Raw genomic sequence first — 22,521 nt, 5'->3', positions numbered from 1 at the left:
GCCTGATATGGGGACATGGAGTTACGCATTGAGCAGGCAAAAAGCCAATTCATGTAGTATAACTACAAGCGTGCTACATCCTTGCCCATAAGAAGAGTCCAGCCCCTTGAATCTGCTGCAACACATCGCCCAGTCACGTCACCTGTTACGCAAGTCGGAGCTCAAGGTCGCCGACCACGTGCTGCTTGACCCTGCGGCGGTGATGCACAGTTCCATGGCCGACCTGGCCCACAGCGTCGGCATCAGTGAGCCGACTATCGTGCGCTTCTGTCGCGCCATCGGTTGTTCCGGTTTTCAGGATCTCAAACTCAAACTGGCGCAAAGCCTGGCCGCCGGTGCCAGCTTCGGCCAGTTCGCGATCCATGAAGACGACTCGGTTGCCGATTACAGCCTGAAGATTTTCGACACCACGTTGCACACCTTGATGGAGGTTCGCGAGAAGCTCGATCCGGTCGAGTTGCAGCGCGCAGTGACGTTGATGTCGCAGGCGCAGCGCGTCGAGTTCTATGGCTTCGGTGCCTCGGGTGCAGTGGCGGCGGATGCGCAGCACAAGTTCTTTCGTTTGCTGCTGACGGCGGCGGCGTATTCCGATCCGCACATGCAGGCAATGTCGGCGGTAACGTTGAAGCCGACCGATGTGGCGATCTGCATTTCGCAGTCGGGGCGTTCCAAGGATTTGCTGATCACTGCCAATCTGGTGCGCGAGAGCGGGGCATCGCTGATTACCCTGTGTCCGAGCCAGACGCCGTTGGCCGAATTGTCGACGGTCAATCTGGCGATCGATGTGCATGAAGACACGGAGATTTATACGCCGCTGACGTCGCGTATCGCGCACCTGGTGGTGATCGATGTGCTGGCGATGGGCGTAGCGATGGCGCGCGGGCCAAGCCTGGTCAATCACCTCAAGAGCGTGAAGCGCAGTCTGCGCAGCTTGCGCTTATCGCCCAAGGCCGCCAAAGCCCTGGATGATTAAGATCAAAAGATCGCAGCCTTCGGCAGCTCCTACACGGATCAATGTAGGAGCTGCCGAAGGCTGCGATCTTTTGCTTTTTGGGCGGCAACTTTCATCAAACCGTCATCCCTCCCGCCTATCGTGAAACTCCCGTAATCGCCTTGGGAGACTCGAAATGGCTCAGCCCTACGAAGAACGCAACAGCGCCGCGAAAACCCGTCGTCAGCAGGAAGACCAGCGCCGCATGGAATTTCGCCGCGCTATCGAAGATCGCTTCGAACTCCGTCAGCTTCAGGCCGAAATCGGCGACTTTCCCGAGATCAATCACTGGCAGGCAACGCCCGCAGCTTCCCGTCGAAACGCTCAACCAGCGCGCTGATCTGCACGCGTTCGCTGCGGATAAACGCCAGGAAGGCGTGCGCCACCGGTGACAGGCGTTTGGCTTTGGCTTGCACCAGGCACCAGCTGCGCAGCAGCGGCAATTCCTCGACCGGCAGCTCGACGAGTCCGCCGGTCGCCAGCTCCAGGTTCAGGGCGTGGCGCGTCAACAGCGCCAGGCCCAGACCCGCCTGCACGCATTCACGCTGAGCTTCGGCCGAGGCCACTTCCTGCGTCTGGGTGAAGTGCACGCGCTTCTCTTTGAAATACTCTTCGCAGGCCAGTCGCGTGCCCGAACCCGGTTCACGGATCAGCAATGTATAGGGTTCAAGATCCTGCAAACGCAACGGGCCCATGTGCGCCAACGGATGATCCGGACGCGCCACGGCAACGATCGGATTGTTGAGGAACGGCAAGAACTCCAGGCCCATGTCCTGCGGCACCATCGACATAATCACCAGATCATCGCGGTTGTCCGACAGCCGCCGGATCACTTGACCACGGTTGACTACCGTCAATTGCAGATTCACTTCCGGGTGCTGGCGCTTGAACGCGGCGAACAGGTGCGGGACGAAGTATTTGGCGCTCGATTCGACCGCCAGTTTCAGCTGACCCTGCAACGAGCCCTGCATGTCCGACAGTTGCATATCGAGGTTTTCCAGGCGTCCGAAGATGTCCCGGCTTGCGCGCTGGAGGGCCTCGGCAGCCTCGGTCATGTAGAGCTTTTTACCGACATAATCGAATAATGGCTGGCCGATCAGCTCCTCGAGCTGACGAATCTGTAGGCTGACGGCCGGTTGCGTGAGGGACATTTCCTCGGCTGCGCGGCTGTAAGAGCGTAAATCACACACTTCGTTGAAGATCTGCAATTGGCGTAATGTCATACGCATCAAGGACTTACGCATTTTTTATAGGCTCTGACGGCGGGCTGATGTTTCAACTATAAGTCTTTGCTTATGCCTGACCCAATTTTTATTCATTTTTGTTAATCCCTCATGAGCGCTAGTGTGGACCTGCGACTAAATTGAAACATTTGGTCACGCGTCGACCTGGGTCTAGCAGGTCGTGGTGCCACCGGCTCAAGGGAACCTCCAAGTGATAACAAAGATCCTGATCGCCAACCGTGGTGAGATTGCCGTACGAATCGTGCGAGCCTGCGCCGAAATGGGCATTCGCTCGGTTGCGATTTTTTCCGACGCCGACCGTCATGCGTTGCATGTGAAGCGTGCGGACGAGGCCCATAGCATCGGTGCCGAGCCACTGGCCGGTTACCTGAACCCGCGCAAGCTGGTGAACCTGGCGGTTGAAACCGGCTGCGATGCGTTGCACCCCGGTTACGGTTTCCTCTCGGAAAACGCCGAGCTGGCAGACATATGCGCTGAACGCGGCATCAAATTCATTGGCCCGTCGGCGGAAGTCATTCGCCGCATGGGCGACAAGACCGAAGCGCGGCGCAGCATGATCAAGGCCGGTGTGCCGGTTACGCCGGGTACCGAAGGCAATGTTGCCGACATCGAAGAAGCCTTGGCCGAGGGCGACCGCATCGGTTACCCGGTGATGCTCAAAGCCACTTCCGGTGGTGGCGGGCGCGGTATCCGTCGCTGCAATAGCCGCGAAGAACTCGAACAGAATTTCCCTCGGGTGATTTCCGAAGCGACCAAGGCGTTCGGTTCTGCCGAAGTGTTCCTGGAAAAATGCATCGTCAATCCCAAGCACATCGAAGCGCAGATTCTCGGCGACAGCTTTGGCAACGTCGTGCACCTGTTCGAGCGTGATTGCTCGATCCAGCGTCGCAACCAGAAGCTCATCGAAATCGCCCCGAGCCCGCAACTGACTCCGGAACAGCGCGCCTACATCGGCGACCTGTCGGTGCGTGCAGCCAAGGCTGTAGGTTACGAGAACGCCGGTACTGTGGAGTTCCTGCTCGCCGAGGGCGAGGTGTACTTCATGGAGATGAACACCCGGGTGCAGGTGGAACACACCATCACCGAAGAGATCACCGGGATCGATATCGTTCGCGAGCAGATTCGCATCGCCTCCGGCCTGCCGTTGTCGGTCAAGCAGGAAGACATCCAGCACCGTGGTTTCGCGTTGCAGTTCCGTATCAACGCTGAGGACCCGAAGAACAACTTCCTGCCGAGTTTCGGCAAGATCACCCGTTACTACGCCCCCGGCGGTCCGGGCGTGCGCACCGACACAGCGATCTACACCGGCTACACCATTCCGCCGTTCTACGATTCGATGTGCCTGAAGCTGGTGGTCTGGGCGCTGACCTGGGAAGAGGCGATGGACCGTGGTCTGCGCGCCCTCGACGACATGCGTCTGCAGGGGGTGAAGACCACCGCGGCGTACTATCAGGAAATCCTGCGCAACCCGGAATTCCGTAGCGGCCAGTTCAATACCAGCTTTGTTGAAAGCCACCCGGAACTGACCAACTACTCGATCAAGCGCAAACCCGAAGAGCTGGCCCTGGCCATCGCCGCCGCCATCGCCGCCCACGCAGGCCTGTGAGGAATACAACAATGTCCAAGAAGATCTTTGTCACCGATACCATCCTGCGCGACGCTCACCAATCGCTGCTCGCCACCCGCATGCGCACCGAAGACATGCTGCCGATCTGCGACAAGCTCGACAAAGTCGGCTACTGGTCGCTGGAATGCTGGGGCGGTGCGACGTTCGACGCCTGCGTCCGCTTCCTCAAAGAAGACCCGTGGGAGCGTCTGCGCCAACTGCGTGCGGCGCTGCCTAACACGCGTCTGCAAATGCTTTTGCGCGGCCAGAACCTGCTGGGCTACCGCCATTACAGCGATGACGTGGTCAAAGCGTTCGTCGCCAAGGCTGCGGTAAATGGCATCGACGTGTTCCGCATTTTCGACGCGATGAACGACGTGCGTAACCTGCGCGTGGCCATCGAAGCGGTGAAGGCGGCCGGCAAACATGCGCAAGGCACCATCGCTTACACCACCAGTCCGGTTCACACCATCGATGCGTTCGTGGCCCAAGCCAAGCAGATGGAAGCCATGGGTTGCGACTCGGTGGCGATCAAGGACATGGCTGGCTTGTTGACCCCGTACGCCACCGGTGAACTGGTGCGTGCGTTGAAAGCCGAGCAATCGCTGCCGGTGTTTATCCACTCGCACGACACCGCCGGTCTGGCGACCATGTGCCAACTCAAGGCGATCGAAAACGGCGCCGATCATATCGACACCGCAATCTCCAGCTTCGCCTCGGGCACCAGCCATCCAGGCACTGAGTCGATGGTTGCTGCACTCAAAGGCACCGAGTTCGACACCGGCCTGAACCTCGAGCTGCTGCAAGAGATCGGCCTTTACTTCTACGCCGTGCGTAAGAAGTACCACCAGTTCGAAAGCGAATTCACCGCGGTCGACACTCGCGTGCAAGTCAACCAGGTGCCGGGCGGGATGATCTCCAACCTTGCCAACCAGTTGAAAGAGCAGGGCGCACTCAACCGCATGGCTGAAGTCCTCGCGGAAATCCCGCGTGTACGTGAAGACCTTGGCTTCCCGCCGCTGGTGACGCCGACCTCGCAGATCGTCGGCACCCAGGCGTTCTTCAACGTGCTGGCCGGCGAGCGCTACAAGACTATCACCAACGAAGTGAAGCTTTACCTGCAAGGCGGCTATGGCAAAGCACCGGGCGTAGTGAACGAAAAACTGCGTCGTCAGGCGATCGGCAGTGAAGAAGTCATCGATGTGCGTCCGGCCGATCTGCTCAAGCCGGAAATGACCAAGCTGCGTGCCGACATCGGCGCACTGGCCAAGTCGGAAGAAGACGTGCTGACCTTCGCCATGTTCCCGGACATCGGTCGCAAGTTCCTCGAAGAGCGCGCCGCCGGAACCCTCACGCCGGAAGTGCTGCTGCCGATTCCAGAGGCTGGCGGTGTGACCAAGGCTGGCGGCGAAGGCGTGCCGACCGAGTTCGTTATCGACGTCCACGGCGAAACCTACCGCGTCGACATCACCGGTGTCGGCGTCAAGGCTGAAGGCAAGCGTCACTTCTACCTGTCCATCGACGGCATGCCGGAAGAAGTGGTGTTTGAGCCGCTCAACGAGTTCGTCAGCGGTGGCAGCAGCAAGCGCAAGCAAGCCTCGGCGCCGGGCCACGTCAGCACCACCATGCCGGGCAACATCGTCGATGTGCTGGTCAAGGAGGGTGACACCGTCAAGGCGGGTCAGGCTGTGCTGATCACCGAAGCGATGAAGATGGAAACCGAAGTCCAGGCTGCGGTTGCCGGCAAGGTCACCGCCATTCATGTGGCCAAGGGTGATCGGGTCAATCCGGGTGAAATTCTGATCGAGATCGAAGGCTGAGATAACGGCCGCGATCCAACGCTTTAAACCTCGGGGGGGCATGTGCTCCCCTTTTTTTTGCCTGAATTTTTCACCTGTAGGAGCTGCCGAAGGCTGCGATCTTTTGATGTTGTTTTGGGTTAATAAAAACAAAGATCAAAAGATCGCAGCCTTCGGCAGCTCCTACAGAAAATGTTGTGTCAGTTAAAACGCCATGCGCCATTGGCCCATCACGCCGTGAGTGCGGCTGTCAGTGGCCATTTCACCGGTAAGACCAACGCCGACGGAGTGATTGGCTGACAGCCCAAGATCGAGGCCGGCATCCACCGACAGGCTGTTGCGATCCAGCGCGGCACCGGCAACCTCAAACCGCTTGCCACCCTTGACCAGTTGTTGGCGGGTGTCGCTTTCGATCTCGCCAAAGGTGTGTTTCCAACCGGCACTGAATCGCGGCGTCAGCGTCATGCCGTTATCCAGCCGAGTGATTTTTGCCGTGCGCAGGCCGAAGGTGCTGCTGAGGTTGTCGCGGGTTTGCCCAAAGACTTTCAGCGCTGCATCCCCACCTTTTTCGCTGTAGCTGTCGCGCTGATAGCGCTGATAGCCGAGGCTGGCGAACGGTTCGAGCGTCGCGTTGTGCCGGCCAACATTGACCGCCAGTTCGGCAAAGGCTTGCTGGGTGTTGGCGTCATAGTTGCCCTTGAGACGATCGCTGAAGCCGTTGAAGGCCACTCGCCGCTTGCTGTCGCCGTCATGGCTGGCATAGGTCGCCCCGAGACGCAGTGAGAACGGTCCGTCCTGGCGCACGGCGTAGGCGCCGAGGTGCCAGCTGTCGAGGTCGCCATCGTATTGCCGAGCGTCGAGTCTGGTTTGCGATTTACCACCGACCAGGCCGATATGCCATTGCTCATCGAGCCGCCAGTCGGCGCCCATGACCAGGCCTTGGGTCGCGTGTTTCAGGGTGCTGTCGAACTCGCGGTCAACCTTGCCGCCATGGCCGAGCGCCTGAATCCACACCCGCCCGGAATCGGCGCCGCCGGCGGCCTGACGCGGTGAGTTGCCGGAACCGTAGGCAGAACCGTAACGGCTATTCAGTTGCTGCATGGCCGAGAGCATGCTCGCGCTCACCGGAGTGATACTGCTTAGCGTGGCTTTGGCGAGATTGGCGTTGCTGCCGGCGGCGAGTTGTTCGATGGCGACGGGGGCGGTGGTTTTGTCGCTGGTCAGTAGTGCGGCGACTGCTGCATTTGTGGGTTTTAGTGGCGCAGGGGCGGGCTGTTCGGCGGTCTCGTTAACTTGCGCAGTAAGAGGTTCGTCCTGCATTGGCGATGGGACGGACTCTGCAACGAGCGTCGACGCCGATGGCGGAACTGGAACTGGAACTGGAACTGGAACTGATGCGGAAGCCGTCAATGGCGTTGGCGTTGGCGTCGCGAATGGCGCAGGCGTTTGTGGTTCGACAATGCTGTCGGCAACTGCACGACCGTTGTCTGTCGTGGCAAAGCTCGCAAGCGGCTCACCGTTACGGGCATAAGTCAGCCCGACGGATTTTTTGTTGTACTGAGGTGTGGCGGTCATAAAGGCGAGGTTGTTAAGGACCTTGCCGAATTCGCCTTCTACCTTGCCGGCTTCGATGATTTTGTACTGGCGACTTTGCGGATACTCCCCTGGAACGGCAACGACGTTCAGGGTTGCACCTTCCAGCCTGGCAGTGCCATCGACCTTGATCGTTTGACTGCCACTGGGCGTGACCTCATAAGCCAGCTCGGCGGTTGGGGACAAGCGCAAGTCGCCTTTCACGCGCGGACTGCCGAGTGCCCCATTGACGGAGAGCAGGCCGGCGACCTCCAGGCTGCCCACAGCGCCTTTACCTGCAAAGCTGCCACCTCTTTCGACATAGACATCGCCCTTGATGCCCCCCAGGTTGGTCAAAGCGGTACCGCTGTTGACCAGCACGCCGTCCTTGAAGTCACCCTTGGAACTCAGAGTCCAGTCGCCCCGGCTGAGGAGCAGGCCGTTGAAATTACGCGTGTCTTTCAGCTCGCCGCCTGCCGCTGCATCCAGGAACAGGACGTTATCTCCTGCGCCACCATCCAGCAGGCCGGTAAAGCTTGCGCCGTCCGTGAGTGTGATCAGATCGTTTACAGCGGTACCTTTAAACGTTTCTTCAGGGGTTTTAAAAGCGATGGGTACCGTACTTGGGTCGGTGAGAAATCCCTTGAGTCGTTCAAGCGCCATTTCTTTAGCGCTGGTTTTGGGCAATTCATTGGCATTCACGACTGCGGTTGAATCAGCGACTTCAGAGGATTGCTGAGCGTTGGCAAGCTCTACACAAGCCAGCGCCAGCGAAATGGCCAAAGCCAAGTGTTTTGGTTTGAAAGTGTGTTGACGGGGCATTAGGTTAGGCCTTTTCTGAAAGGAGACCCAACTCTATTGATGCCCCAGAAAATCCGATGTCGGCTGCTTCCCGCACGCTTGCAGGCGACATCGCATCGTTTTGTAGAAAATGACCGTGTGATCTGGAACCCGGAGTTTTGCTCGGCTGCAGCGGCTCTTTTTCCTACAACCAATCAAGACCGCGCCGCCTGTTCAACCTCAAAAACTCATCTGCCACTGCCCGATCAACCCGTGATTGCGGCTGTTGCTGCCGATCTCACCGCTGTATCCCACACCCAGCGTGTGCCGCGCAGAAATCCCCACATCCAGCCCGGCTTCCAGCACCAGGCTGTCGCGATCCAGCGAGCTACCATCGACACTGAACGCCGTGCCGCCAGTCACAAACGCCTGACGCGTCGAGCCGCCGACATCGCCGTAAGTGTGTTTCCAGCCAGCAGCCATGCGCGGGGTCACGCTCATGCCGTTGTCGAGGCTGCTCAAGTGCGCCAGGCGCAGGCCGAAGGTGCTGCTGAAGTTGTCCTGGGTCTGGCTGTCGACTTGCAGCGCGGCGGCGCCGCCTTTTTCCTTATAGCTGTCGCGGTGGTAGCGCTGATAACCGAGGCTGGCGAAGGGCTCGGCGCTGAGGCGGCCGCTGCCCATGGCATAGCCGAGTTCGGCGAAGGCTTGCTGGCTATCGGCGTCGTAATCGCCTTTCGGGCGGTCGCTGAAACCATTGAAGGCGATGGTGCGTTTGCTTTCGCCCTGATGGCCGCTGTACGCCGCGCCGAGGCGCAAAGCGATCGGGCCGTTCTGGTGCAGCGCGTAGACGCCGGCGTGCCAGCTCTCGACGTTGCCGTCGACGCCGGTCGCGTCCAGATCGGTTTTCGAATAACCGCCCAGTACGCCCAGGCGCCACGCTGGATTCAGTGACCAGTCGGCGCCCAGCACGCTGCCCTTGGTGCGTTGTTCCAGACCACTGCTGCCGTGTTCGCCATCGAGCTTGCCGTAGCCGCCGATGCCTTGCAGCCAGAGCCGGCCGCGAGCGTTCGGATCATTCAGGTTGCGCGCCTCGATCGGCACGCCGTTGGCCGCCAGCACGGGCGTGTCGCGTTGATCGAGGCCGACCAGCAGTCCCGGGCTGCCGCCCATTTGCTGCATCGCCGAGAGCATGCTGCTGCCGACCTGACTGCTGGCGCTGAGGGTGGCGTTGGTCAGGTTGGCGTTGCTGGCACCGGCCAGTTGCTCGATTGCTGCGCCGGCGCTGCTTTGGCTGGTATTGAGCAAGGCGTTGTACAGCGCACTGTTTTTGCCGATTGAGGCGAGGCTGTTGGCGGCGTTTGTGCCGTTGCCGGTCGTGGCAAACTCATTGAAAGCCACGTCGTTTCGAGTGTAGGTCAGGTCAACTTGGGTAGGCGTGTAGGCAAGGGTCGGCGTCAGGAATGCATAGTCGCTGCTGACCTTGCCGAAGGTGCCGTTGACCTGCGCCGCTTGCAGCACGGTGTAGTGGCTCTGCCAGGGATACGTGCCGCTACCGGGATTGACCGCGAGCGTTGCGCCATTGAGATTGGCGATGCCGCCGACTTGTACCGGTGCGCTGCTGCCATCGGCGTTGACGCCGTAGGCGAGGGTGGCTGCGCTGCCCATGTTCAAATCGCGAACGATGGTTGCGCGACCGAGTCCGGTGTCGGTGCGCAATGTGCCGTTGACAGTGAGGCTGCCCACCGAACCGCCACCGGCATACACACCGCCGGCATCCACGGTCAGGTTACCGGCGATGCTGCCCTGATTGATCAGTGTTGCGCCGTTGCGCACTGCACCGCCGTCGCTGAAGTCGCCGCTGCCTGTGAGTGTCCACGCACCTTGTTCGACCTCCAGCCATTCGAAGTTACGACTGGCGCCGAAGCTGCCACCGGCCGCATCGTCCATCACCACCCGGTCGTAACCGCTGCCGCCATCCACCACGCCGACAAAGCGACTGCCGTTGCGCAGGGTCAGACTGTCGTTACCGCCGCCCAGATCCAGCGCCAGGCCATTGCTGCCACTGATCGTGCCGCCGTTGATGACGTTGTCGGCGAACTCGCCGACGAGCTTCACGCCGAAACCGTTGAGGCCTTGAATGGTGCCGAAGTTTTCCAGAGTGGTCGCCGCCAGCCCCGAGCCGCCGCTGCCATCGTCGACCAGAATGGCGCTGTCGGCGCCGCTGATCAAAGCGTTGCTGGCGTTGAGAATGTAACCGCCACCCAGCGCGATACCTTCGCTGCCATTGGCGAAACCGCCCTTGTCGACACCGCCGGCACCGACGCCTTGAATGGTCCCGTAGTTTTCGATGTGGGCGATCTTGTCGATGTCCACGCCGTCGCCGTCACCGTTAGCTTGCAAGCCTGAGTAAGCGCCAGTGATGGTGCCGTGGTTAATCACCGTGCCATCGCCGTCGGAACCGAAGCCGGAACCATTGCGGCCGGTGATCTGCCCGTAGTTGATCAGCGTCGCGCCAAGATCGGTGGTGATGCCATGGCGGCCACCGGAAATCACCCCGTAGTTGGTCACACTGACGCCGCTCGCGGAATCGATATCGATGCCGTCGAATTTCCCGTCGGCATTGTGCGAATCGCCGGACGAAATCTCGCCATAGTTGCTGATCGTCGCATTCGCGCCGGTCTTCATGCCGTCGCTGGCGTCGCCGCGAATCAGCCCGCCGACGCGGTTGATAATGGTGGTCTTCACGCCGTCACTGCGCAGCGCATCGAGATCCAGTCCCTGGCCGGTGGTGGAGCGAATCACGCCGCTGTTGTCGATCAACAGGCTGCCGCTGACAAAGTTGCTGTCGATACGCAACGCGTCGTTGGCACCGCGAATCTGCCCGCCGCTGCGGTTGTAAATCGTGTAGTTGCGCGCCTGGGTCAGGTCGCCACTGCTGTCGATGGCCCGGCCACCGCTGGAAACGATTTTGCCGGCGTTGTCGATCACCACACCGGCACCGCTGGTCTTGTCTTTCAGGCTCACGGCCTTGCCGCTGTTGGTGATGCTGCCCGGCGCGGAAATCGTCAACGTGTCGCTGCCACCCAGCGTTTGTGCTGCCGTGGTGGCGGTGTCGATCTGCACGGTTTTGCCGTGGGCTGCCGTGGCAGCGATCAACAGAGCAATGGCAAGGGACAGACGCTGGGGCGGGAACGGCATGGTCGGACGGCCTTTTTGTTATAAGCGGGCCGTCCTGTATAGCGAAGGGTTTTTACAGAATGATGTCGGTGGTTGATTTGCATTGTTTTGCATCTTCAGCGCTGAAATATATTAATTTCTGCATTTTGTTGCAGTTTTTTTGCCTGCTTCTCTCATTAGGTGCGGTAAGTTTTGATTCAAACGCCGAAGCACTCACATCAATGAATCCCCGCGCCATTAATGTTTATTGAGCCTTATGCGGCGCTCGAAGATTGGAGAGGAAAATGGTAATGACAGTTCTCGAACGCATGGCGCTCATCGAAAGCATTCAAGAGGCGCTGGCCGACGGGACATTGGAAATCAGCGAAGCCGTCCGCCGTTTACGAGTTGAGGTGACAGGGCTGCATCAAATCCAATTCGCTAAGATGTGCAAAATTTCGGTCCGCACGTTGATACACATAGAGCACGCTGAGGGTAATCAGACGTTGAGGTCGTTGGACTCAATATTCCGATTGTTTGGCCTGAAAATGGGCGTTGTGCGGGTACGCCGAGAGCCCCATTAAAACCCGACGCAACCCGCAAGGTGCCGATCCCCCTAGCTCCGTCGCACGTAAGCCTTGCCGTAATGCCGCTCCATTCGTGCCTGAATCAACTCCAGTCCAATGGACATCAGCCAGTAGATGATCGCCGCCGTCGTCAGCATTTCGATGTAGCGGTAGCTTGAGCGTCCATAGGACTGGGCGAGAAACATCACTTCCCAGACGCCCATCACCGAGATCAGTGACGAGTCCTTGAGCATCGAGATGAACTGGTTGGTGGTGGGCGGGATGATCGTGCGCATGGCTTGCGGCAGGGTGATGCGCCAGAAAATCACCGTCTCGCGCATACCCAGTGCCAGCGAAGCTTCGCGCTGGCCGTGGTCGACACCGAGGATGCCGGCGCGGAAGATTTCGCTGAGATAGGCGCCGTAGTTCAGCGACAAGGCAATGATGCCCGCGACGATGGCGCCAGGCACGATGCCCAGTTGCGGCAAGCCGAGGTAGATCAGCAGAATCTGGATGAGCAGTGGCGTGCCGCGAAAGAACGAGGTGTAAAAACTGGCGATGCCGAACGCCACGGCACTTTTCGACAGGCGTGCCAATGCCGTGATGAAGCCCAGCAGGGACGAGGCGACAATCGAGCACACGCAGAGGAACAGCGTCAGCGCTGCACCCTGCAAGAAGCCGTTGGGCGCCAGGTGCAGGCCGACCAGATTGGGCAGTTTGTCGAGGATGATCGAGAACTTCAGGTCGAAGCTCAGGAAGAACCCGGCGAACAGGCAGAACAGCGTTGCCCAGGTCAGGTACAGCCGCGTACGAAAACCGAACATCCGTTGCAGGCGTGATTCAGCCACCGGTTGCGGTGGCTGTGGCGGTGTCGGGAAAGAAGTCATTGGCTGATATCAGCGCCGATCCATTTTTGCGACAGCTTGCTCAGGGTGCCGTCCTGCTTCAGTTGCGCGAAGACTTCACGCACCTTGGCGTCCCATTGCGCATCACCCTTTTCGATGGCCACCGAGTTCGGCTCCGAGTACAGCGGTGCGCCGGCCAGTTTGAAGCGTTTGTCCTGGTTCAGGCGTGGCTGTGCGGTGACAAGGTTGGTGAGGATTGCATCCAGGCGCACGCCGGCGCCCAGGCCCAAGTCCTGGAAGGCGACGTTATCGGTATCGTACGGCGCGATCTGCACATCTTCGAACGGGTACTGCAGCTGCGTATCTTCGGCACCTTCGATGACCAGGTTCTTGTTCAGATAGCTTTCGTAACTGGACGCGCTGGTGAGGCCGACTTTTTTGCCGCTCAGATCCTTGGCGTCGTGGATCCGCTCATCCTTGGCATTGACCACGATCACCGCCGGCGAAGCGTAGTACTCGACCGGGAAATCGAATACCTCGGCGCGGGCCTTGCTCGGCGTCATCGAGCAGATGCAGATATCGTAGCGCCCGCTCCAGCGGCCGGCGGCAATGACGTCCCACGACGGCGTTTCCAGTCGTAACTTGACGCCTAACTTGTCCGCCACGGCTTTGGCGACATCAACGTCGAAGCCATCAAGCTGATTCTGGTCGTTGAGAAACGAGAACGGTGGATAGCTTTCCATCAGCACGCCGACCAGCTCTTTCTTTTGCTCGATACGGTCCAGCGTCGTGCCAGCAAAGGCTTGCGTGGAGGCGGCCAGAATCGTCAGGCCCAGGGCCAGTAGCGGTTGAAATTTCACAGTCGATCCCTGGGTAAAAAAGAGGTTGTTTTTAACGGAATGGTGCGTATTAAATAGTTATAAGAACGACTCTGATAGTGAGTTATTTTCATAAGCATATGAGTGAAAAGCATATGGGCGCAGGCAGCACGATTATTCTCGATGGCGGCATGGGCCGTGAGTTGCAGCGCGCCGGTGCGCCATTTCGCCAGCCGGAGTGGTCGGCGCTGGCGTTGAGCGAGGCGCCGCAAGCGGTTGAGGCGGTACATGCTGCTTATATCGCCAGTGGCGCCAATGTGATTACCACCAACAGTTATGCCGTGGTGCCGTTCCATATTGGTGAGGAACGCTTCGCCGCTGAAGGGCAGGCACTGGCGGCGTTGGCCGGTGAACTGGCGCGACGTGCGGTGCAAGCCTCGGGGAAATACGTGCGGGTGGCCGGCTCATTGCCGCCGCTGTTCGGCTCCTATCGTCCGGATCTGTTCGAGGCCGCACGAGTAACCGAGTTGCTGACGCCCTTGGTCAATGGCCTGACACCGCACGTTGATCTGTGGCTGGCGGAAACCCAAAGCTCGATCATCGAGGCGCGAGCCATTCACGCGGGATTGCCGAAGGATGGCAAACCGTTCTGGTTGTCGTTCACCTTGAAGGACGAAGACACTGATGAAGTGCCGCGCCTGCGCTCTGGTGAGCCAGTCGCCGAAGCCGCTGCGGTCGCGGCTGAATTGGGCGTCGAGACGTTGTTGTTCAATTGCAGTCAGCCAGAAGTGATCGGTGCCGCGATTGATGCCGCGCGTGAAACCTTCGAGCGTCTGGGGGTGACGATTCACATTGGTGCTTACGCCAACGCGTTTCCGCCGCAGCCAAAAGAAGCTACGGCCAATGACGGACTTGATCCGCTGCGCGAGGATCTGGATCCGCCGGGGTACTTGCACTGGGCGATTGACTGGCAGCAGCGCGGTGCCAGCCATTTGGGCGGTTGCTGCGGGATCGGGCCAGAACACATCGCGGTGCTGGCGCAGAAACTGGGCTGAAAACAGATCAAAAGATCGCAATCTGGGGCAGCTCCTACATGGGATTGACGTTCACCCTGTAGGAGCTGCCGCAGGCTGCGATCTTTTGCTTTTCAGGTAATCACGATCGGCATTCAACCAAGCCTTTGACCTGCCCGTCGGGCGTCTGATTTTCATCCGACAGCCACCTTTCGAAACCTGCCGCAATCGCCGGCCACTCGCCATCCAGAATCGAGTACCACGCAGTGTCGCGGTTTTGTCCCTTGACCACCATGTGCTGGCGGAACACGCCTTCGAAGCTGAAACCCAAACGCTCGGCGGCGTACTTGGAGCGGGCGTTGCCGTTGTTGCATTTCCATTCGAGGCGGCGGTAGCCGAGGTCGAAGGAATATTTGGCCAGCAGGTATACCGCTTCGGTGCTTCTCGGCGAGCGCTGCATCGGCGCACCAAAGGTGACGTGACCGATTTCAATGCGACCCTGGGCCGGGACGATCGACATCAGGCTGAGGATGCCTTGCACTTGGCCGCTGGCGCGGTCAACGACGCTGAAGAAATACGGGTCGCTGGCGGCCGCATGGTTGTTCAGCCAGGCGTCGAAAGTGCTGCGCTCCGGAAAAGGTCCATAGGGCAAGTAATCCCAGAGTTTCGGGTCGGCGCCGGGGCCCTCGAGGGCGGCGAACAGTTCGTCGCCATGGCGCGCCGGGTCGAGTCTTTCCAGGCGAATGAAACGCCCTTCAAGCAATGTGGCGGTGGGGGCGGGGACGCCTTTCCAGTCTGCGAGTGATGCGGTCATGCGTGCGTCTCCTTAAAGGGCCTTGCGAAACTGGATGAAGCCCGGGCGTTCAGCGATGCGCTCGTAGAGCTGGATCGCAGTGGCGTTGGTTTCGTGGGTCAGCCAGTGCACTTTGCAGCAGCCGTCAGCCTTGGCCGTGGCGTAAACGTGTTCGATCAACAGACGACCGACACCGCTGCCACGGGTTTCCGGCACCACCAGCAGATCCTGCAGGTAGCAGGAGTTTTCGATGCTCCAGTTCGAGCGATGGTAGATGTAATGCACCATGCCCACGGCTTTACCGTCGGCCCACGCCAATGCTGCGTGGGTTGGTTCACTCGGGTCGAGAAAACGCTGCCAGGTACTTTCCGTCACGGCTTGCGGCAGTTCGCTGTTGTAGAAACGCAGGTAGGCCTGCCACAGCGGCAGCCACGCGGCGCGGTCGGCGGCGCTGACCTGGCGAATGTCGATCTGACTCATGGTGATTTCCTTAGCGCATCAATCGGGCGAGGGTTTGATCATTGATTTCCGGGCTGGCCGCCAGGCCTTCGCGCACGCCGGCAATGTCTTCGGCGCTGCGGTTCTGGCTGAGTTTGCGTTTGCCTTCGAGGCGGTCGATGGGAATGGCAAAACCGACGATGGCCTTGAGCATGCCGTCGATGTAATCGGCGGGCGCGTCGGCGACGGACCACGGTTGCGCGCGGCCGGCTTCATGACGGTCGGTGAGGGTGCTGACGATGTCGAGCAGACGTCCGCCATCGCTGAAGGTTTCGGCGTGACCATAGGCGTGCACGGCGATGTAGTTCCAGGTCGGCACGACTTTGCCGTGCTCGGCTTTGCTCGGGTAAAAGCCCGGGCTGACGTAGGCATCGGCGCCGGCGAAGATCAGCATGGCCTCGGCGCCGTCGCGCAGGTCTTTCCACTGCGGGTTGGCGCGGGCCAGGTGTCCGTACAGCGTGCCGTACTCGCCTTGTTCGCAATGCAGCAACACCGGCACATGGCTGGCCTGCAAGCCACTTTCGCCGTGGGTCACCAGAATGGCGAGGCGGGTGGCGAGGATCAGCTCGTGCAGTTGGGACAGGTCTTCGATGGCAAAGGCGCGCGGTGTGTACATGGACAAATTTTCCTTGGCGAATGCCTGCATCGTAGGCAGGCTATTGGTCTGTTGTAAGAGCCATTGATGACCAATTTCATAGGTCCATTGCCATGCCCGATTCGCCAACGTTGTCCATGCCATTCAACCCTGCCGGTATCGAGCTTGATCGGCGCCAGGGCTTGAGTCGCCAGCTCTATCAGGCGTTGCGCCTGCGTGTGCTGGATGGACGGCTGGCGAGTGGTACACGGTTACCGGCCAGTCGCGATCTGGCGGCGGCGTTGGGGATCTCCCGCAACAGCGTGGTGCGCGCCTACGATCAACTGTATGCCGAAGGCTTTATTGAGGGGCGGGTAGGGGATGGCACCTACGTCGCCCAATTGATGCCCGTGACGACCCCAACGAAAAAACTATCCACAAAAGTATCCACAGGGTTTTCAACAGGCTTACCCACAGCCTTATCCACAAATTGGCTGGATTTACCTGTGATTCCATCCAGTAAAGTTATCCACAGTGATAATTTTTCGCGCATTGAAAAGAACCATTTGGCCCGACCCCCGAGTGGTCCGCCGCGAGCATTCAGGGTGGGTGTTCCGGCGTTTGATCTATTCCCCTTTGAGGTGTGGGCCAAGCTGAATGCGGCTTTCTGGCGTAAACCGGATCTGGAGCAACTGTGTTACGGCGATCCGTCCGGCGATGCGCGCCTGCGTGCAATGATCGCTGCCTATCTGCGCAGTTCGCGTGGCATGCAGTGTTCACCTGAGCAAATTGTGATCACCAGCGGCGCACAGCAAGGCATTAGTCTTTGTGCACAGTTGCTGGTGGCGCCGGGCGACGGTGTCGCGATCGAAAATCCTGGCTACCGCGCGGCCGGTCATGCGTTCGCTGTGGCGGGCGCTCGTTTGCACGGTATTGCCGTAGACGAAGAGGGCATGGATTGCTCGGCGCTGTCGGCCACCGGGGATTGTCGCGTGGCGTATGTCACGCCCTCTCATCAGTACCCGACCGGCGTGGTGATGAGCCTGGCGCGACGCCTCGAACTGCTCGCCTGGGCCGAGCGCTGCCAAGGCTGGATCGTCGAGGACGATTACGATGGCGAATACCGTTACACCGGCGCGCCGCTGGCACCGTTGGCGGCACTCGATCGACAGGGCCGCGTGCTGTATGTCGGCACTTTCGGCAAGGTCGCGTTTCCGGCGCTGCGCCTTGGGTATTTGGTTTTGCCGCCGGGGCTGGTGGATGCGTTCTCGCAACGCCGGGCGGTGGATGTCCGGCATTCCGAGGTGAGTACGCAGGCGGTGATGGCTGAGTTCATGGCGGCCGGGCATTTCCAGCGGCATATCCGGCGCATGCGCCGTGCCGCGCTGAGCCGGCGCAACACCTTGCTCGACGGTTGGCCAACCGCCATCGCCGGGGTGGGTGATTTGCCCGCCGTCTCTGCCGGGCTGCACCTGACCGTGGCCGTGGACAGCATCGAGCGCGAGCAGCAGTTGATTGCGCAAGCTGCTGGCGTCGACGTCGAGATCAACGGCTTGAGCAGTTACTGGCTGCCGGACTCGACGACGCCGCTGGACCAGCGTGCCGGGCTGGTCCTGGGCTTTGCCGCCGTCCCTGAGCCGGCAATCAACGCAGCGTTGGTCCGGTTACGGCAGGCGTGGAAGGCGTGAGAAACAGTGCCTTCGCCGATTTGTCGGAAATGCCGCTGCGATGGATGTCGATCAGCGCCTGATTGTTCAGAAAGCGCGGCTCATAGGCACCTCCCATACGCCGCTGCGCCACGGTTTTCATATGGCCGACGGGGAAGGGCGCGACGGGCGCCTCTGCACTGCTGTAATGGAAATGTGCGTAACACAACACCTTGTTGGTGTGGGCGTCGCGTACTTCGTACTCGTCGAGGAAATCCCTGGCCTGACCTTTGAGCCTGCGTCGCGTCACGGTTTGTGCAATCCGGACTTCGCCCTTGTCCTTGAGCCACTGCACTCCTGCGGCAGTCGGTAGCTGTTGCTTGACCATGCCGATACGGGTGCTGGTACCTTTTTCTTCAAGTTTATTGGCAGCGTCGTCAAGCTTGTGGCCGAGTTCTTCGGTCGGCTTCTTGAGGTCGGCTGTCAGGTTGCTCGCAGTCAATGCTTCATCGATTGCCGCGTTGGCTTCCCGCAGGACGGCCGCATGCTTGTGGTATTGCTCCTCGACCTCGACAGGGATCCGCCGTCCACGTTTGAGCTGTGCTTCGATACGTCGGTGAAAGCGGGCCAAACCGTCGATCAGGGCCTGACCTTCACGAACACTGCTGCTCAGGGAGGGGCGGGCCTTGGGCGGCTGGGGTTTCGCCGTGCGCTGTTCGACCCAGACACCAGGCGATTCCTCCTTGAACGTGGCGATGACCCCTGTCAACGTGGTTCGGACTTCGACCAGGTCGGTATCCGGGCCTTCGAGGCTCTTTTTCCGTTCGCCGACCACCGTGCCCCTGGATTTGGTTTTGATGATCCGTCGCGTCGATGAAGAGGCTGATCTCGGTCTGGAAGGCCCCGGCCCCGGTTCCAGCAAGTGCTTGTAGCGCAGCAGTTCGACCAGTTTGCTTTCGGTGCGGGCCTGGAACGCGCTCACCCGGCTGCGTACATGCTCCAGGCGTGCGGTATTGATCTGCTCGGGGTAGTCGATCAGCAGATCGCCAAAGCGTTGATTGATGGCAGAAAATTGTTCGGCCACATTGTTCAGGGCATCCGTGCGTTCGCGCAGATTTTCGAGGCTTTCATCCGCGGTCAGATTCAACGTGCTCTGGATACTCAGCGCGGCGTCTTCGATGAGACTGCCCAGCGTTTTATAGGCATTGGCGGTGTCCGCCGTGGCAGCGGCCTTGATGCAGATTTCCTGGCCGAGACTGATCTGCAACAGTTTGAGGTCGTTCAGTTCATATTTCGGTAACGCCTCGCGATAGGTTTGCAGCACCTCGACAGCTTTTTTCCCCAACAACTTCAGTTCGTCAAAACGGCTCTGGGCCATCTCCATTTTTTCAATGATCGCCTGGGTCTGATCGGTCATCTTTTCGAAGGTCTGAACAAACGCCTGTACGGCGAAATCACCTTCATTGGCCAGCATTGTCTGCATTGTCTTGAGGTTGGCCTGGAACTCTGTGGAGTGCAGTTCGAGCCATTCCTGGCCGAGAAAAAGCTGCATCTCCAGGCGCTGGATCATGACGATGCGGTAGTTGGGAATGGGCTCCTTCAGATGCAACGCCTTGATTTGTTCAATGTTCGCGCCGTACGCCTTGTGCTGTGCGTCGAGTGTCGCCAGATACTGCTCGCGCGCCGGTGCCCGGGCTTCCCCGAGCGCATTGCTCAAGGCGTTATGGTCGGCGTCACGCTGAACCTGCTTGGTTTGCATCGTTGCATCGAATGCGCTGATTTCGGCGGTCAGTTGCCCGGAATCCATTTTGTTGACGTCTTGAACAGCCTCAAGGGCGCTGTCGAGTCCGCCGCCGCGCAGGCGCAATCGAAGGTCTACCACCCATTGACCGTTGGCGGTGCGAGTCAGCTGCGGCCCGTTACGCGGCGGTTGCTGACGTGAGTCGATGATCTGCACCTCGGCGTGCTCATTGAACATGACTTCGAACCAGCGCTTGCCGACGGGGGCGAACCATTGTTTCTGGCGGGGATAAAGGTGCCTGTGCGTACCCTCCCTGGCGGCGTCGCCGATGCCTCTGGGTTTGGCGATCTGTAAACTGTCGAGCAGCGCTGCCAGTGCGACCGGGGATCGTTTCAGAGCAGTGAAGGGGTTCACCACCATCTCATGCGCGATGGGCAGTGCAGTGCTGGAAACGTCCGGCAGCTGCAAAGGTTTGCTGACGACGAGGTCGGTGGTGACGGTGGGGGGCGGTTCTTCCTGCGGGATCGACTCGCTGATTGGCTTGTCGCCCATTGCTGCGCGATGGGCGAGGACCATGCCCAAGGCCAGAAGAATGTCGGTGAGGGCCGTCCAGGCAATCTTGCCGGATTGCTCATTGGCCACATCGCTGATTTCTTGCAGGTCGTCCATGATCTGCCAGATCCACGCCGCCGTGCCGACGCTGCGCCCGAGGAACGGCAAGGCGGCGTTGAACAGCATCCAGCCGCCGTGTTTAAGCGTGACCCAGCGTGCTTCTGCGTCAGAGACCGATTGGCGGTCGGCCTGGGTGATGACTGCCTGCACGTTGCTGTTATGCAGGGTCGCGAGTACATCGTGGTTAATCGTTGTTGTCGCCAGTGCAACGGGGCCGGACATGTCGAGGGCGGTCAAAGGGTTCACCAGCAATTGCGGGATCGTCCAGGCAGAAGGCAATCGGGCGGTGAAGACGAACTGGCTGTAGTCGAAGCGCACGTCGTCCGGCAACCAGGCCAGGACCGACTCGCGCAGATCCCGTGAATGCTGGATTTCGTACAGCAGGTTGGCGTGCGAGGGAAATTGCATCAGTGCCTTTTCGAACAGCGGTCGATAGAGCAGACACGGCCCCTTGTCCGTCTCGCGCGGGCCGATGACGAACATGTTATTGACGGTGTCCGCCTGTGAGCGGCTGCGATGGGCAACGAACCCCAGCGGGCGAATGACGATTTCATCGCGATCGACATAACGCTCATCGCTGGTGTTTGCCAGCGCGGCAACCACATAGCGATAACCCTGCTCAGTGATGCCGGCCTTGCCTTGTATTTTGTGCTGCAACGCCAGCAGCGGCAGTTCGATGGGCAACTGGCTGGTGTAGAGCGCTTGCAGTGCCGACGCCTGCTCTGTGTCGTCAATCAGCAGGTTTTGCAGGTACGCCGGGTAGGTCTGGCCGATATCGACGCTGCTGACCAGTTGTTCCAGGTAGCTTGCAGTCATCCACTCAGGCGCCGCGCCGCCATCCTTGTAACCAACGGTCTTATTGCCTGCTGGCTGCCCTGCGAGGTTTTGCAGGGCCAGCTCGATGAGCGACAGCGTCTGGGTCTGCGTGTTACCCGGCAAGACGAATGTGCCCCAGACCACCAGGCTGGTGATGCTGATTTCGATGTCATCGATCCTCACCTCGCCGGCCTGCGGATGATCCTTGGCGATCTGTTGTTTCAAGGCATCACGGGTGAACGCTTGCAGGCTGATGACTTCGCTCTGAAATGATTTTCCCTTGTTCGTGTGCTGCACCATGGTCAGATCCAGCAGGTGCCGGCTGTAACGGGTTTGATCGGCGGGAGAGGCGTTGTCGAGCCAGGCTGGCAGCATCGGACGCAAGAGATCGATGTGAGGCTTAAGGCGCGGTGTCGGCTCGCGGGGATTGCCGACAGTCCCGGCGTGCGGATAAAGCTCGCTGGAACTCGAGCCCTGGAAATAATTGATCGCACCCAGCGCTTCTGCTTCCAGGGCAACCAGTGTGCAGGCCTGATAGTCGAAGAAATCGCCCTGCGGTTCGACCAGTCGCCATTTCAACCCGGTCCCGGAGGCACCTTTCCAGTAACGACGCGGCAGGGCTTCTCCGAGCTTTGCCAACGATTCAAAACACTCGAATCCTTTAAGCACCGAGTGGGTCATGATCAACGTACGTTTGTCGTGGGTGCCGATCAGTACAGCCGTATCGAGCAGGCTCACGTGGTTCTGCTCGTCGCCCTCGCCGCGGTCAAGATCAATCAGGCAGGCGCGGGTCTTGTATCGGTCGGTGGGCTGTCGTTGGTGTTTATCCGGGAACGTGTAAAGCGCTTCGGCCATGGCGCGCTGGTCGGCGTCCCAGTCCGGGTTCGCGTCGATCTTCCACAAATTGCGCAAGGCTTGTGACAACTGCTGCCAGCGCGGCTGCCCCGGATAGGTGAAATCGTCCCAGTAATTGACCTGCTGTTCCTTGTAGGCGATGAACAGCAACGGTGCCAGTTCATTGAGCAGCTTGCCGATTGCGCTGATTTTTACCGGCAGCTGGATGGCGGACGGCAGGTCCGGTTGCAAGGTCAGATAATGCTCACCGTCGAGATACGCCACCGTGGTGCCGGAGAGGCCCAGACGTACCAGAGTGTCGGTCAGCGATTCGATCAGATGGCGACCGGGGACCACTTGATCATTCTCAATGACCCAGGTCGGTCTTACGACCATGGCCAGTTGCGGGTCGAGATCGAGGTCGGGATACAACGTCCTGAGCGCCGGGCGCAGCGTTTTCGACGCGACTTCTCGCAGCGAAGGGCCGGTCACCAGTTGGGTCACGACATCGACGGCGCTGGGCGAAGGGATTTCGGGCATGGGCAACTCCTGCTCTG

Annotated in this window: 16 protein-coding genes; 7 read left to right on the top strand and 9 right to left on the bottom strand. The window is 59.8% G+C overall.

Annotated features, from left to right (window positions below; translation table 11 throughout):
• The first annotated feature begins 106 nt into the window (after positions 1–106).
• Positions 107–973, top strand: a complete 867-nt coding sequence (gene hexR, locus AC3IUF_RS29600) for a transcriptional regulator HexR (protein WP_007912071.1) — start codon at positions 107–109, stop codon at positions 971–973.
• Positions 974–1,127: 154 nt separating this feature from the next.
• Positions 1,128–1,331, top strand: a complete 204-nt coding sequence (locus tag AC3IUF_RS29595) for a PA3496 family putative envelope integrity protein (protein ID WP_007912072.1) — start codon at positions 1,128–1,130, stop codon at positions 1,329–1,331.
• Here the strand turns inward: AC3IUF_RS29595 and AC3IUF_RS29590 are convergent.
• Complete coding sequence (locus AC3IUF_RS29590) at positions 1,273–2,235, bottom strand: LysR family transcriptional regulator (protein ID WP_007912073.1); 963 nt, start codon at positions 2,233–2,235, stop codon at positions 1,273–1,275. The two genes, AC3IUF_RS29595 and AC3IUF_RS29590, sit on opposite strands and share 59 nt — an antisense overlap.
• Before the next feature lie 190 nt (positions 2,236–2,425).
• On the opposite strand from AC3IUF_RS29590, the gene AC3IUF_RS29585 reads away from it, so the two are divergent.
• Both AC3IUF_RS29585 and oadA read left to right on the top strand, forming a co-directional pair.
• On the top strand, positions 2,426–3,841 hold the full coding sequence (locus tag AC3IUF_RS29585) for an acetyl-CoA carboxylase biotin carboxylase subunit (protein ID WP_025112637.1): 1,416 nt from the start codon (positions 2,426–2,428) through the stop codon (positions 3,839–3,841).
• Between the two features lie 11 nt (positions 3,842–3,852).
• Positions 3,853–5,661, top strand: a complete 1,809-nt coding sequence (gene oadA, locus AC3IUF_RS29580; RefSeq protein WP_007912076.1) for a sodium-extruding oxaloacetate decarboxylase subunit alpha — start codon at positions 3,853–3,855, stop codon at positions 5,659–5,661.
• 183 nt (positions 5,662–5,844) lie between these two features.
• On the opposite strand, the gene AC3IUF_RS29575 is transcribed toward oadA, so the two are convergent.
• A complete protein-coding gene (locus AC3IUF_RS29575; RefSeq protein WP_489279985.1) occupies positions 5,845–8,034 on the bottom strand; it encodes an autotransporter outer membrane beta-barrel domain-containing protein in 2,190 nt (729 codons plus the stop codon).
• A 198-nt stretch (positions 8,035–8,232) separates the two neighbouring features.
• Positions 8,233–11,190 carry an autotransporter outer membrane beta-barrel domain-containing protein gene (locus AC3IUF_RS29570; protein ID WP_489279983.1) on the bottom strand — a complete coding sequence of 986 codons (2,958 nt, stop codon included), beginning with the start codon at positions 11,188–11,190 and terminating at the stop codon, positions 8,233–8,235.
• A 263-nt stretch (positions 11,191–11,453) separates the two neighbouring features.
• Between AC3IUF_RS29570 and AC3IUF_RS29565 the strand changes: the two genes are divergently transcribed.
• Positions 11,454–11,732 (top strand): helix-turn-helix domain-containing protein, encoded by a 279-nt coding sequence (locus tag AC3IUF_RS29565; RefSeq protein ID WP_007912084.1) that lies wholly within the window; start codon positions 11,454–11,456, stop codon positions 11,730–11,732.
• A 32-nt stretch (positions 11,733–11,764) separates the two neighbouring features.
• Here the strand turns inward: AC3IUF_RS29565 and AC3IUF_RS29560 are convergent, their stop codons facing one another.
• Together AC3IUF_RS29560 and AC3IUF_RS29555 are read right to left on the bottom strand one after the other, a co-directional pair.
• Entirely contained in the window at positions 11,765–12,601 is an 837-nt protein-coding gene (locus AC3IUF_RS29560) for an amino acid ABC transporter permease (protein ID WP_007912085.1), read from the bottom strand.
• Positions 12,598–13,419 carry an ABC transporter substrate-binding protein gene (locus AC3IUF_RS29555; RefSeq protein WP_414894532.1) on the bottom strand — a complete coding sequence of 274 codons (822 nt, stop codon included), beginning with the start codon at positions 13,417–13,419 and terminating at the stop codon, positions 12,598–12,600. Before AC3IUF_RS29555 ends, AC3IUF_RS29560 begins: the two co-directional genes overlap by 4 nt.
• Before the next feature lie 113 nt (positions 13,420–13,532).
• Between AC3IUF_RS29555 and AC3IUF_RS29550 the strand changes: the two genes are divergently transcribed.
• Entirely contained in the window at positions 13,533–14,432 is a 900-nt protein-coding gene (locus AC3IUF_RS29550; protein WP_489279981.1) for a homocysteine S-methyltransferase family protein, read from the top strand.
• A gap of 100 nt (positions 14,433–14,532) precedes the next feature.
• Here the strand turns inward: AC3IUF_RS29550 and AC3IUF_RS29545 are convergent, their stop codons facing one another.
• Genes AC3IUF_RS29545 through AC3IUF_RS29535 form a run of 3 tightly spaced genes read right to left on the bottom strand, consistent with a single transcriptional unit; the run spans position 14,533 to position 16,297 of the window.
• The gene (locus AC3IUF_RS29545; protein WP_489279979.1) at positions 14,533–15,204 is read right to left on the bottom strand and encodes a GNAT family N-acetyltransferase; all 672 of its coding nucleotides are present in this window, start codon (positions 15,202–15,204) and stop codon (positions 14,533–14,535) included.
• Positions 15,205–15,216: 12 nt separating this feature from the next.
• Positions 15,217–15,663 carry a GNAT family N-acetyltransferase gene (locus tag AC3IUF_RS29540; protein ID WP_489279978.1) on the bottom strand — a complete coding sequence of 149 codons (447 nt, stop codon included), beginning with the start codon at positions 15,661–15,663 and terminating at the stop codon, positions 15,217–15,219.
• A 10-nt stretch (positions 15,664–15,673) separates the two neighbouring features.
• The gene (locus AC3IUF_RS29535) at positions 15,674–16,297 is read right to left on the bottom strand and encodes an FMN-binding negative transcriptional regulator (protein ID WP_026000519.1); all 624 of its coding nucleotides are present in this window, start codon (positions 16,295–16,297) and stop codon (positions 15,674–15,676) included.
• Positions 16,298–16,389: 92 nt separating this feature from the next.
• On the opposite strand from AC3IUF_RS29535, the gene pdxR reads away from it, so the two are divergent.
• Complete coding sequence (gene pdxR / locus AC3IUF_RS29530) at positions 16,390–17,943, top strand: MocR-like pyridoxine biosynthesis transcription factor PdxR (RefSeq protein ID WP_463543864.1); 1,554 nt, start codon at positions 16,390–16,392, stop codon at positions 17,941–17,943.
• Here pdxR and AC3IUF_RS29525 read toward each other — a convergent pair.
• Positions 17,900–22,504: a dermonecrotic toxin domain-containing protein gene (locus AC3IUF_RS29525; RefSeq protein ID WP_489279976.1), complete on the bottom strand. Its 4,605-nt coding sequence runs from the start codon at positions 22,502–22,504 to the stop codon at positions 17,900–17,902. The genes pdxR and AC3IUF_RS29525 overlap by 44 nt on opposite strands.
• Positions 22,505–22,521: the final 17 nt, after the last annotated feature.

The sequence above is a fragment of the Pseudomonas sp. KH_040 genome (assembly GCF_057839305.1).
This window is presented reverse-complemented; position numbering and strand designations above follow the sequence as displayed.

What these genes read in the sequence shown, in the direction of transcription:
- AC3IUF_RS29595 (WP_007912072.1), top strand. Translation starts at nt 1,128, where the DNA reads ATGGCTCAGCCCTACGAAGAACGCAACAGCGCCGCGAAAACCCGTCGT.
- AC3IUF_RS29590 (WP_007912073.1), bottom strand. Translation starts at nt 2,235, where the DNA reads ATGCGTAAGTCCTTGATGCGTATGACATTACGCCAATTGCAGATCTTC.
- oadA (WP_007912076.1), top strand. Translation starts at nt 3,853, where the DNA reads ATGTCCAAGAAGATCTTTGTCACCGATACCATCCTGCGCGACGCTCAC.
- AC3IUF_RS29575 (WP_489279985.1), bottom strand. Translation starts at nt 8,034, where the DNA reads ATGCCCCGTCAACACACTTTCAAACCAAAACACTTGGCTTTGGCCATT.
- AC3IUF_RS29570 (WP_489279983.1), bottom strand. Translation starts at nt 11,190, where the DNA reads ATGCCGTTCCCGCCCCAGCGTCTGTCCCTTGCCATTGCTCTGTTGATC.
- AC3IUF_RS29565 (WP_007912084.1), top strand. Translation starts at nt 11,454, where the DNA reads ATGGTAATGACAGTTCTCGAACGCATGGCGCTCATCGAAAGCATTCAA.
- AC3IUF_RS29560 (WP_007912085.1), bottom strand. Translation starts at nt 12,601, where the DNA reads ATGACTTCTTTCCCGACACCGCCACAGCCACCGCAACCGGTGGCTGAA.
- AC3IUF_RS29550 (WP_489279981.1), top strand. Translation starts at nt 13,533, where the DNA reads ATGGGCGCAGGCAGCACGATTATTCTCGATGGCGGCATGGGCCGTGAG.
- AC3IUF_RS29545 (WP_489279979.1), bottom strand. Translation starts at nt 15,204, where the DNA reads ATGACCGCATCACTCGCAGACTGGAAAGGCGTCCCCGCCCCCACCGCC.
- AC3IUF_RS29540 (WP_489279978.1), bottom strand. Translation starts at nt 15,663, where the DNA reads ATGAGTCAGATCGACATTCGCCAGGTCAGCGCCGCCGACCGCGCCGCG.
- AC3IUF_RS29535 (WP_026000519.1), bottom strand. Translation starts at nt 16,297, where the DNA reads ATGTACACACCGCGCGCCTTTGCCATCGAAGACCTGTCCCAACTGCAC.
- pdxR (WP_463543864.1), top strand. Translation starts at nt 16,390, where the DNA reads ATGCCCGATTCGCCAACGTTGTCCATGCCATTCAACCCTGCCGGTATC.
- AC3IUF_RS29525 (WP_489279976.1), bottom strand. Translation starts at nt 22,504, where the DNA reads ATGCCCGAAATCCCTTCGCCCAGCGCCGTCGATGTCGTGACCCAACTG.